Annotated in this window: 8 protein-coding genes; 6 read left to right on the top strand and 2 right to left on the bottom strand. The window is 71.8% G+C overall.

All coding sequences use genetic code 11. The annotated features are described in order from the left end of the window. Positions 1-37 precede the first annotated feature (37 nt). Positions 38-427, bottom strand: a complete 390-nt coding sequence (locus O0S08_RS49950; RefSeq protein WP_269036647.1) for a TraR/DksA family transcriptional regulator — start codon at positions 425-427, stop codon at positions 38-40. A gap of 29 nt (positions 428-456) precedes the next feature. On the opposite strand from O0S08_RS49950, the gene O0S08_RS49945 reads away from it, so the two are divergent. The 4 genes from O0S08_RS49945 (at position 457) to O0S08_RS49930 (ending at position 5,896) form a co-directional block, all read left to right on the top strand. Then, a complete protein-coding gene (locus O0S08_RS49945) occupies positions 457-1,311 on the top strand; it encodes an SIR2 family NAD-dependent protein deacylase (RefSeq protein ID WP_269036646.1) in 855 nt (284 codons plus the stop codon). Then, positions 1,308-2,885, top strand: a complete 1,578-nt coding sequence (locus tag O0S08_RS49940) for a GMC oxidoreductase (RefSeq protein WP_269036645.1) — start codon at positions 1,308-1,310, stop codon at positions 2,883-2,885. The genes O0S08_RS49945 and O0S08_RS49940 overlap by 4 nt, the downstream gene beginning before the upstream one ends. Before the next feature lie 668 nt (positions 2,886-3,553). Beyond that, positions 3,554-4,345: a hypothetical protein gene (locus O0S08_RS49935; RefSeq protein ID WP_269036644.1), complete on the top strand. Its 792-nt coding sequence runs from the start codon at positions 3,554-3,556 to the stop codon at positions 4,343-4,345. A gap of 333 nt (positions 4,346-4,678) precedes the next feature. Then, a complete protein-coding gene (locus O0S08_RS49930; protein ID WP_269036643.1) occupies positions 4,679-5,896 on the top strand; it encodes a peptide-N-glycosidase F-related protein in 1,218 nt (405 codons plus the stop codon). Positions 5,897-5,983: 87 nt separating this feature from the next. Here the strand turns inward: O0S08_RS49930 and O0S08_RS49925 are convergent, their stop codons facing one another. After that, entirely contained in the window at positions 5,984-6,769 is a 786-nt protein-coding gene (locus O0S08_RS49925) for a hypothetical protein (RefSeq protein ID WP_269036642.1), read from the bottom strand. Between the two features lie 373 nt (positions 6,770-7,142). On the opposite strand from O0S08_RS49925, the gene O0S08_RS49920 reads away from it, so the two are divergent. Next, positions 7,143-9,692: an adenylate/guanylate cyclase domain-containing protein gene (locus O0S08_RS49920; RefSeq protein WP_269036641.1), complete on the top strand. Its 2,550-nt coding sequence runs from the start codon at positions 7,143-7,145 to the stop codon at positions 9,690-9,692. Further along, positions 9,689-11,293: an ATP-binding protein gene (locus tag O0S08_RS49915; RefSeq protein WP_269036640.1), complete on the top strand. Its 1,605-nt coding sequence runs from the start codon at positions 9,689-9,691 to the stop codon at positions 11,291-11,293. The genes O0S08_RS49920 and O0S08_RS49915 overlap by 4 nt, the downstream gene beginning before the upstream one ends. Positions 11,294-11,368 lie beyond the last annotated feature (75 nt).

Below are 11,368 nucleotides of genomic sequence, written 5' to 3'. Positions count from 1 at the left end.
AGCGCCAGGCGGAGGAGCCAGTCGGTGTTCGGCGACATCAATACGCATCCCGCAGCTCGGCCCGCTCACGCGCCTCGCGTTCGCGGATCTCCTGCGCCTCGACCGTCAGCCTCGCGGTCGGCTGGGCCCACAGGCGCTCGAACGGGATCTCCTCCTCCGTGTCCTCGCAGATCCCGTAGGTCCCGGTCTGCATGCGGCCGAGGGCGTCTTCGACCTCGCGGAGGCGGGAGCGTTCGTGGTCGGCGATGCTGAGCTGGGCCACCTGGGCGGCCTCGTTGGCGGCGAGGTCTTGTTGGTCGCCGACGTCGGGCGAGGGCGGCGCGGTCGTCTCGGCGCGGTGCTCGACCTCGCGGCGGAGCAGGGACGAGCGCTCGTCTTCGAGGCGCTGCTTCAGGCGGGCGAGCTGGTCTTTGGTGAGGTGGTCCATCGCGGGCGAGAGCGTAGTACTGTTCGGTCGTGGACGCAGCGCTCGCCGCTCTCCTGGACGAAGTCGCCGGCGATCTCGGCCGCGGGCGCGGCAAGCTGGTGATCCTCACGGGGGCGGGATTGTCGGCGGACAGCGGTTTGCCGACGTTCCGCGGGCCCGGGGGTTACTGGACGGTTGGTTCGCAGGTGCATCACCCCGAGGAGATCGCCACGCGGGCTGCGTGGAACGCGATCCCCGACGAGGTGTGGAGATTCACCGCGCGGCTGCTGCGGGCGGTCGCGGGCGGCGCCCCCAATGCCGGTCACCGCGCGATCGCCGAGCTCGACCGGCGTTTCGGTGAGCGCTGCGTCACCGTCACGCAGAACGTCGACGGCTATCACTTGCGCGCCGGCAACCATCCGGACCGCGTGTACGCGATCCACGGCGACGGCGGGTTCGTCCGCTGCGGCGCCGACTGCTGCTTCGACCTCCTGCCGCGGCCGGCCTCGGTGCTCGCCGACGACTTCGATCCGTCGGCCGATCCGCACTTGCGCTGCCCGCGGTGCCGCGACCTCCTCCGGCCGCACGCGCTGTTCTTCGACGAGTACTACAGCGAACCGCTGTACCGCTCGGAGAGCGCGCTGGAGGCCGCGCGCGAGGCCGCGTTGCTGCTGGTGGTCGGCACCGCCGGGGCCACCACCTTGCCCAACCTCATCGCCCGGGAGGCGGTCGAGGCCGGCGCGGCGGTCATCGACGTGAACCCCGCCGACGACCCGTTCGCCGAGCTGGCGCGGGCGCTGCGGCGCGGCCACTGGGTGCGCGACACCGCCGCCGCCGCCTTGCCGGCGATCGCCGCCAGGCTCATCGCCCGCGACGCGCCGGCCGTGATACACCCGAGCACGTGAACACCGACTTCGACTACGACTTCATCGTCGTCGGCTCCGGCTTCGGCGGCAGCGTCTCCGGCCTCCGGCTGACCGAGAAGGGCTACCGGGTCCTCATGCTCGAGAAGGGCCGCGAGCTCGGGCCGGCCGACTTCCCGAAGACCAACTGGAACCTCAAGCGGTGGCTGTGGATGCCGAAGCTCGGCTGGCGCGGCCTGTTCCAGATGACCTTCTTCCGCCACGTCACGGTGCTCTCGGGCGTCGGCGTCGGCGGCGGCTCGCTGGTCTACGCCAACACCTTACCTGTCCCGAAGCACAGCTTCTTCGAGTCGCCCTCGTGGGCGCGGCTGGCCGACTGGGAGAGCGAGCTGAAGCCGCACTACGAGACCGCGCTGCGGATGTTGGGGGCGGCGCCGAACCCTGCGGTCACGCCGGTCGACCGGGTGATGCGTGGGGTCGCGGCCGACATGGGCAAGGAGATCGAGCCGACGCGGGTGTCGGTGTACTTCGGCGAGCCGGGCAAGACCGTGGCCGACCCGTACTTCGGCGGCAGCGGCCCCGAGCGGACCGGCTGCATTTACTGCGGCGGCTGCATGCTCGGCTGTCGCTTCGGCAGCAAGAACACCCTCGACAAGAATTATCTGTACTTCGCCCGCAAGCGCGGCCTGGAGCTGCTGGCCGACACCGAGGTCACCGCGGTGCGGGCCCTGCCGGGCGGTGGTTATCGCGTCGAGGCGCGCACGGGCGCCGGCGTGATCGGCCGGCAGGCGCGCAGCTTCACCGCGCGCAACGTCGTCCTCGCCGGCGGCGTGCTCGGCACCGTCGAATTGCTGCTGCGCATGAAGCAGGACCCGGAGGGCCTGCCGAAGCTGTCCGACCGGCTCGGCGAGAACGTGCGCACCAACTCCGAGTCGCTGATCGGCGTCGTCGGCGGCCAGCGCGAGCACGACCTCTCGCGCGGCGTGGCGATCGGCTCGATCATCCAGCTCGACGAGCACTCGCACGTCGAGCCGGTCCGCTACTCGGCCGGCAGCGGATTCTGGCGGCTCCTGCTCGCCCCGCACGTCCCCGGCGAAAAGGCCCTGGTGCGCCTGTCGCGGTTCGCCGGCGCCTTCCTGCGCCACCCGATCAAGTTCGCCCGCGCCTTGCTGGTCCCCGACCTCGCCAAGTACTCGATCATTCTTCTGTACATGAAGACCGCCGAGGGCACCCTGCGCCTCCGCCTCGGCGCCGCCGGCCTCGCCACCGACCTGTCCTCCGGCAAGCCGCCGACCGCCTCGATCCCCGAGGCCACCGACATCGCCCGCCGCGTCGCCGACAAGATCAAGGGTTACTCGATGTCGCTCGTCACCGAGACCCTTTTCAACATTCCGACCACCGCCCACATCCTCGGCGGCTGCACCATGGGCGACTCCGCCGAGACCGGCGTCATCGATCACCAGCACCGCGCCTTCGGCTACGACGGCCTCTACGTCATCGACGGCTCGGCCGTCTCGGCCAACCCCGGCGTCAACCCCTCGCTCACGATCACCGCCCTCGCCGAGCGGGCGATGAGCCGGATCCCCGCCAACGTCGAGGTCGCCGCCTCCGCGTGATCGCCCGCCGGCGCGAGCTCGCCGCCTGTCTCTTTGGACAGCCTCGCGCCGGCGCGTCCGCTTCGGTGAGCGGCGGCGCGAGGGCGTCGCCTGTCTTTTCAAACAGCCTCGCGCCGGCGTGTCCCCTCGGAGGTCGCGCCGGGGCGCGGCCTGTCTCTTCAGGCAGATTATCTCCGGAACAACCTGTCTCTTCGGGCAGCATCACCGGCGCCGCCTATATCGTCGGCCCGTCTCGCGTGGCCGCTCTCTTTGGACGGCCATGCACCGGTGCGCCTGTCTTTCGGAACAGCCTATCCCCCGGCGTTCTCCTCGGAGAGCCCCCGCACGGGGCACGATCGCCGACGTCTCTTCAGACGGCCTGTCTCTTCGGACAGCCCGCGGATGCGCGAGAGCGCCCTCGACCTCGCTATGCGCGAGAGCTGCAGGCATCGTCTACCTCGGCCGGTTGGAGTGAACGGCACCGGAGGAGCAGACGTGGCCGTCGCCGATGGTCGCGGCCTCGCCTGCGGAGGGTGGCCACGAAACGTCGTTCGAGGGCCAGCGAATCGCCTTACGCCCCATCACATGTCCTTTCGGACATCCTCTCACCGGGTGGCCATGCCGCCATGCTTGCCAGGATCTGCGCTTCGGTGTCTAGTCGATCTCGCCGTTCCCCCCGAGGCGCCCGCATGACCTTCTTCGACCGCGAATTCATCCTCGGCCGCACCCCGCGCGAGCTCGTCTGCATCCTCGGCGGCCTGGCGATCATCACCTTCGAGCTGGTGCGGCCTTCGCCGGTCGACGTGCCCAACCTCCTGGTCTACGTCGTCGCCACCGCGCTGTTCGCGGTCCGCTTCTACGCCGCGCGGGCGGCAGCGGTGGCCGCCTGTCTCGGCGCGGTGGTCCAGCAGTGGCCGCACCTGCGCTTCGGCGAGGTCGACTGGGAGACGCTCGGCCTGTTCCCGCTGGTCGCCTTCGTGCTGCTCGCCTCGTCCGACCTGGTCGAGCGGTTCGAGCGGGCGCCGTCGCGGGTCCGCTGGTTGCCGAACCTGTGGGCCGGCTTCACCGCGGCCCAGACCCGCACCCTCCGCTGGTCGGCCTACGCCGCCGGCGCGCTCGCCGGCCTCCTCGACCACATCACCGAGCAGGCCGTCCAGGACGCCGGCTGGGCCCGCGGCTCGATGATCGCCCTGGTCGTCAGCCTCCTGCTCCTGTGCGCCGGGCGGGCCGTCGCCCTGCTGCTGCTGTGGGCCACCAGCCTGGTCGTCGCCGTCCACGTCGTGCCGCTGGTGCTGCCCGCCGAGGCCACCCTCGCGCTGTTCGGCCTCAAAAATTTCGCGCCCGCCGGCACCTCGCTGCTGCCCGCGGAGCTCGCCGGCGCCCACCTCTACATCCTGCCCGCGGCCGTCCTCGCCGTCGTCGCCCTCGCCCTCACCACGCCCACGGTCTTCCGCCTGCTCCGCCGCACCCTCCTCGGCTGACCTTTCGGACAGCCACTCACGACCTGTCCCTTCGGGCATCTTCACCTTGCCTGCTCTCGCCCCGGTACCCCTCGGACCGCGGCATCGCCCGGCCACGACGTCGTGCCGCGACAGCAGCCGTAACCTGTCCCTTCGGCCATCTTCGCGAGCGACCCCGCGCCCTGCCGCGACCGACTCCGCCGCACCGCCGGGCGCTTCGATCGATCTGCCGGTCAGAAAGCACCGCGCAGGCCGCTTCCGGGGCTTCGCTCACTCGGGGGTGACGGCGCTCTGCGAGGCCTGCGGCCCCCGAGCGCTTGCGCGAGCGGGCGGGCATCGGTCTACTCCTGAGGCATGTTCGCCGCCGCCCCCAAGAACCTGTCCTTTTATACCTGTCTCTTGATGCTGGCCGCCTGTCCGTCGAGCGGCGGCGAGACCACGGCCTCGACCGGCGACGCGACCGCGACCGCTGCCTCGACCACCACCACGAACGGCACCACCGCGACCTCCGAAGGGACTGATACCACCGCCCCGACGACGGACGCGCCGACCACCTCGACCACGACCGGCGGCATGGTGCGCGAGCCGTTCAGCCTGCAGGTGCTCGACAACGCGTGGATCAGCGGCATGGACGGCTGGAACACCCAGCACCAGGACGTCGCCTTCGACCTCGGCGAAGGCCCCTTTTCGAAGGTCACGCTGATCGTCGACCTCGACACCGACTGTTACCCCTGGGAGAAGTGGCAGGACAGCCCGCCGCCGCAGGGTCAGTACTGGCCGGCCTCGTGCGACGCGTTCGACCGGACGATGGGCTTCATCAGCGATCCCGCAGCCGACGCCGACAGCCCGCCGGGGTTCGAGCTGCTGCGCTCGATCACCCCGTTCGGCGGCCCGGCCCACCTCGAGGCAGACATCACCGACTACGCCAACGCGCACCCGGGCGGGCACATGCTGCGCTCGTACATCAACTCGTGGCCCGACGGCGCCGGCCAGGTCAGCGGCTCGGCCGGCGGCTGGCACCTCAGCGTGCGCGTCGAGGGCGAGCCGGGCCCGGCCCCGCGCGAGGTGCTGGCGGCCGTCTCGCTGTTCAGCGGCGACGTCGGGGTCGACGGCGCCACCACCACGGTGCCGTTCAACCTGCCCGAGGGCGTGAAGAAGGCCGAGCTGGTCTACACGGTGAGCGGCCACGGCGGCGCGACCGACAACATCGGCGACTGCATCGGCCCGGCCGAGGAGTTCTGCAAGCGCAAGCACAACATCAGCTTCGACGGCGCCCTCGTCACCTCCTTCGACGCCTGGCGCACCGACTGCAGCGAGCTGTGCACGGTCACCACCAACGACCTCGGCGTCGGCCCGGACAAGTTCTGCGCCGAGAACCCCTGCGGCGCGATCGCCTCGGTCAACGCCGCCCGCGCCAACTGGTGCCCCGGCGCCCTCGTCGCCCCGCTGCGCGGGCCCGTCACCTCGGCCCTCGGGGCCGGTCCCGACCACGAGTTCCAGTTCGCCATCGACGGCGTGGTCGAGGGCGGCACCTGGACGGTGTCCGCCGCGCTCTACGCCTACGGCCAGTGAATGAGGCGAGTCTGTTCGGGCATGTCTGAACGAGCATGCTCGAGAGGGCATGTCACTTCGGACATGTCCCTAAGCCCATTCGGTGAATCACGAGCGCGCCGACTCCGCGCGGCGACGCAGGCGCTCGGCCTCGTCGCCGCGGCCGAGCGCCTCGAGGCCCTCGGCGAGGATCCGCGCGAACGGGCCGCGGAGGTCGCTGCGGCGGACGGGCAGGCGGTCGTACCAGCGCAGCGCCTCGGCCATGCCGTCGCTCGCCTGCCCGGGCGCGGCGCAGGCTGCCCGCAAGGACAGCTTGGCCAGGCGCGCGACACACAGCACCAGGTGGCTGGCGCTCTCGCCTCCGAGGGTCGCGTCGTCGAAGTTGTCGCCCTGCAGCAGCGGGAACACGCGCCGCACGAACGCGACGTAGCGGCCGAGGTTGCGCCCGGCGTCGGCCAGGCAGGCGACGTGAGCGGCGAACTCCTCGTCGAGCAGGACCTCGAGGCACGGGCGGTCGGGCCGGCGGCGCTTCCAGACCTCGACCGCGAGCAGGCCGAGCAGGTCCTGGTCGGCCTCGGCGAGGGTTTGAGTCATGTACACGCGCAGCGCGAGCTGCCACGCCGACGAGAACTCCGGCGCCGCGTCGAGGATCGCCAGCGCCCTGGGCAGGCGCAGCCCGCTCAGGCGATCGAGCCAGGCGAGCAGGGCGCGGTCGGGCAGCGCGGCGATCTCGCCGATGCGCAGGAAGCCGGGACAGCGCAGCTCCCACACGCCGTCGTAGCGGTACTCCTCCTCGAGCTGCGCGGCGTAAGCGGGGATCTCCTGTTCCGCGGCGATGCTGGCGATGCTGCGCTCGCGCTCGTCGAAGCTGGTGGTGCCGAACCACCGGCGCATGAGCGCCGTCTCGACCGCGACCGCGGCGCGTGCCCGGGCCCGGATCCGGCTGCGCTCCACCGCCCGCACGGGTCGCGCTCGCCCTCGCGGGACGCGCTGCGGAAACCTGGCCATGTCCCGTCTATGGGGCGGCCTTCGCGGCGCGGCAACGCGCACCGACAAGCGACGTGCGCAGTCCGACGTTCACGGGCCAAAGCGCGCCGAGAATGGCAGCAGAACGCCGCTGCGAACGACGGTCGGCCCGCACGCCGCGGAGCGACGCGGCTCGTGATGCACGAAGCATCTGTCTCACTCGTCAGGCGGCGCGGACGCCTGTCCATGCGCGTCGGCCCTTGAGCGCCGCAGCCGCTTCGCGCAAGCTCGCCGTAGGATAATGACGCCGTTCCACGCAGCGACCGCAGCCTTGATCGCGCTGGGCTCTGGGGTCCTGGCGCTGGGGGCGAAGCGGACGCTGGCGCTGCTGCGACTGCGTCAGGTCACACCTCATGCAGGCCCGTGGCGGGTCCTGCTCTCCCTGATCCTCGTCTTCATCGCCGCCTACCTCGCCACCGCGATCGTGGTGCTGCTCGGCTGGCAAGAAGCGGTCGTGGCGCTGTCCGGCTTCATCTTCCTCGGCGGTGGGATCTTCGTCTACCTGGCCGCGCACGCCAGCTACCGCACGATGCAGGCGCTGGTGAAGTCGAGCATGACGCAGCGCCAGGTCGGCGACATGCTCGAGGCCCTCAGCCACGCGGTGCTGCTGGTCGACGACCGCGGCGTCGTCCGCACCGTCAACCGCAAGCTGTGCGAGCTCACCGGCCAGCCGGCCAGCGCACTGGTCGGCAAGTCGATCATGCAGGCGGTCGGGCTCGACAACCCGTTCGCGACCTCCGCGGTCAAGAGCAGCATCGACATGCCGCACACCCACGAGCACGAGCTGCGCCGCCGCGACGGCGCGGTGGTGCCGGTCGCGGTGGCGATCGTGCCGGCCCACCGCGGATTCGTGTGCGTCCTGACGGACATCCGCGAGGATCGCATGCGCCGCCGCCAGCTCGACGACGCGGTCCGGATCGCCGAGGAGATCTTGCGCGCCCGCAACGAATTCATGGCGCTCGTCGCGGTCGAGCTGCGCGACCCGCTGGGCCAGCTGTCGCGGGCCTGCCGCGCCCTCGGCGACGCCCCGCCGGAGGCCGACGTCGCCGCCATGGCCCGCAAGCTCGGCATCGCCGGCGAACAGCTCGAGCGCGTGGTCCAGAGCCTCCTCGACATCGGCCGCCTCGGCGGCAGCGCCGAGGGGGCCAAGGTGTTCTACCCGACCGCGCTGCTGCGCGAGGCCGCCGAGGCGCTGTCGGCCCAGGCCGCGCGCGCCGGGGTGGTGGTGCGGCATTACGTCGAGCAGGGCGTGCCCACGACCTTCTACGGGCGCGAGGCGCAGATCCGGCAGATCCTCGGCCTGCTCGGCCAGAACGCGATCGCCCGCGCCCCGGGCGGCGAGATCCGGATCGCCGTCGAACCTGTCCCCGGGGACAAATCATCACACCAGCTGCTGTTCTCGGTCCGCGACACCGGCTATCCGCTGACCGACACCGCCGCCGACCTCGACTTCGACCCGCTGACCAGCGGCGCGCGCAGCCAGGGCGGCCGGCTCGACCTGGCGATCTGCCGCCTGCTGGTGCTGTCGCTGGGCGGGCGCATGTCGGCCGGCAACACCACCGGCAACACCGCGACGGTGTTCTTCACCGTGGTCGGCGGCGTCGCCCCGAGCTCGCAGCAGGCGACGCTGGCGGGCGGCCTCGGCGAGACCGCCGCCGCGTCGATGAGCGGCGGGTGGAAGAACTCGTTCGAGGCCTCGTCGCGGCTGGCTCGCCTCGCCATCCCCGACGCCAAGCCCGAGCCGGAGCGGCGCACCGGCTCGGTGCTGGTCGTCGACGACAGCCCGACCAGCCGCGAATTGCTGGCCCATCAATTGCGGCAGGCCGGCAACACCGTCGAGGTCGCAGGCACCGCCAGCGAGGCGCTCGACCTGGTGTGGCAGCAGGAGTTCGACGTCATCCTGCTCGACGTCCTCCTGCCCGACAGCGACGGCATCGCGGTGCTCGAGGAGCTGCGCGAGAAGGGCGCGCTCGAGCGCCTCAGCGTGCTGATGATCTCCGCGGTCGAGGAGACCTCGAGCGTGGCGGCCTGCATCGAGCGCGGCGCCGAGGACTTCCTGCCCAAGCCGGTGAGCCCGGCGCTGCTGCGCGCCCGCCTCGGCGCCTGCCTCGAGAAGAAGTTCCTGCGCGACAAGGCCCGGCATCACCTGGTCCAGCTGGCCGCCGAGGGCCGGCGCGCCAACGACCTGCTGCGCGTCCTGCTGCCCGACCCGATCGCCGACGAGCTGCAGTCGACCGGCACGATCGCCCCGCGCCGGCTCGACAACGTCGCCGTGGTGTTCGCGGACATCGTCGGCTTCACCGCCTACTGCGACCGCCACAGCCCCGAAGAGGTGCTGATCAGCCTGCAGGACCTGTTCACCCGCTTCGAGCAGCTCGCGCTCGAGTTCGGGGTGCAGAAGATCAAGACGATCGGCGACTCCTTCATGGGCGCCGTCGGCATGTTCGACACCGACGACGAGCGGCCGGCCCTGCGCTGCGTCCGGTTCGGGCAGGCGATCCTGGCGGCCAGCGCCGAGCTGTCGACGCACTGGAACCTGCGGATCGGCATCCACGTCGGCCCGGTGGTCGGCGGGGTGGTCGGCACGCGGCAGTACATCTTCGACATCTGGGGCGACACGGTGAACACTGCGCAGCGCATGGAGCAGAACGCCCGGGTCGGCCAGGTGTGCGTCAGCGCGGCGGCGCGGCGGCAGATCGAGCCCGACTACAGGACCGAGAGCATCGGCCGCAGCGAGATCAAGGGCAAGGGCGAGGCCGAGATCTTCGTCGTCGTCGGGGGCGGCAATTGACGGTCGCGACGGTCCTCCTGGCCGTCGTCGTCCTCGCGCTCACGACCTGCCTGGTCGCGTCGGTGGTCGTGAGCCGCCGCCGCGCGCAGGCCGACCGGGCCGAGCTGGCGCGGCTGGCGGAGGAGAACCGGGCCCTGCGCGAGCGCAGCGAGGCCGCCCACGCGACCGCGGAATTGCGCTCGCGCATGGTCGCGCACGTCAGCCACGAGCTGCGCACGCCGATGCAGGCGATCATGAGCCTGCTGGCGCTGCTCGACGATCACGGCCTGCCGCTCGAGCAGCGGCGGCAGCACCTGAGCACGCTGCGCGGCTCGAGCGAGGACCTGCTGCTGCTGATCGACGGCCTGGTCGACACGGCGCAGATCGAGGGCAAGCGGCCGTCGCTGCGGGCCGACGATTTCTCGCCGCGGGCGACGCTCGAGCAACTGGTCGACCTGCTCGGCCCGAGCGCGCACAAGCGCGGCCTCGAGTTGCGGGCCGCGCTGGCGCCGGACCTGCCGCCGCGGCTGCGCGGCGATCGCCTGCGCCTGCGCCAGATCGTCATCAACCTGCTCGGCAACTCGATCAAGTTCACGCGCCAGGGTCACATCGAGCTGCGCGCCTCGGCGCGGGTCGAGGCCGACGTCGCCCACCTCCAGGTCGAGGTCAGCGACACCGGCGTCGGCATCGGCCCGGAGGCGCTCGGCAAGCTGTTCCGCGAGTTCGCCCGCGTCGGCGATCCCAGCGTCGAGGGCACCGGCCTCGGCCTGTCGATCAGCAAGCAATTGGTGGAGGCGCTCGGCGGCCGCCTCGAGGTCGACAGCGACCCCGGCGTCGGCTCCACCTTTCGCTTCCAGGTCCGCATGCCGGTCCTCGCCGCCGCACCGGCCGAGCAGGCCGCCGAGGCCGACACTCGCCCGCGCGTGCTGGTCGCCGACGACGACCACGCCGGTCGCGAGCTCCTGGTCACCGCGCTGCGCCGCGGCGGCTACGCGGTCGACGGCGTGGAAGACGGCGCGGCCGCGGTCGCCAGCGCCCTGGCGCGGCAGTACGTCGCGGTGATCCTCGACGTCCAGCTGCCCGAGCTCGACGGTCCCGGCGCGGCGCGGCAGATCCGTGCGGCCCGCGGCGACGTCGCCCTCATCGCCCTCACCGGCCACACCGAGATCGACGTGCTCGGCCGCTGCAAGGGCGCCGGCATCGACGCGATCCTCATCAAGCCGGTCAAGCTCGAGACGCTGCGCGCCACGATCGCCCGCGTCGCCGCCGAGCGCATGCAGGCCGTCGACCTGGCGGTGATCCGCGGCTACGTCACCGCCGACGACCCGGCGTTCGTGCCGGGCCTGATCGACGTGTACCTCCGCGAGGCCGAGCGCGACCTCGAGGCGATGCAAGAGGCCGCCGCGGGCCAGGAGATCGCGCGAGTCGCTCAATTGGCGCACCGCCTCAAGGGCAGCTCGGCCGGGTTCGGGGCGCGACTGCTCGCCGAACGCTGTCAGTCGCTCTATGCCGCGGCCCGGGCGGAGCAGCCCGCGAGCGACGAACTCGCGGCAGTCGCCCGCGAATTCGCCAGGGTGAAGTCCGCGCTGTCGGTCGAGCGGACGCGGCTGATATCATCGTAGTGCGGGTCGGCGCGCGCATCGAATGTGACGGGCCCCACCGCTCGGACGATGGTCCACGCGATCGGGCGCATAGTA

The sequence above is a fragment of the Nannocystis punicea genome (genome assembly GCF_026965555.1).
Classification (GTDB): Bacteria; Myxococcota_A; Polyangia; order Nannocystales; family Nannocystaceae; genus Nannocystis; species Nannocystis punicea.
This window is presented reverse-complemented; position numbering and strand designations above follow the sequence as displayed.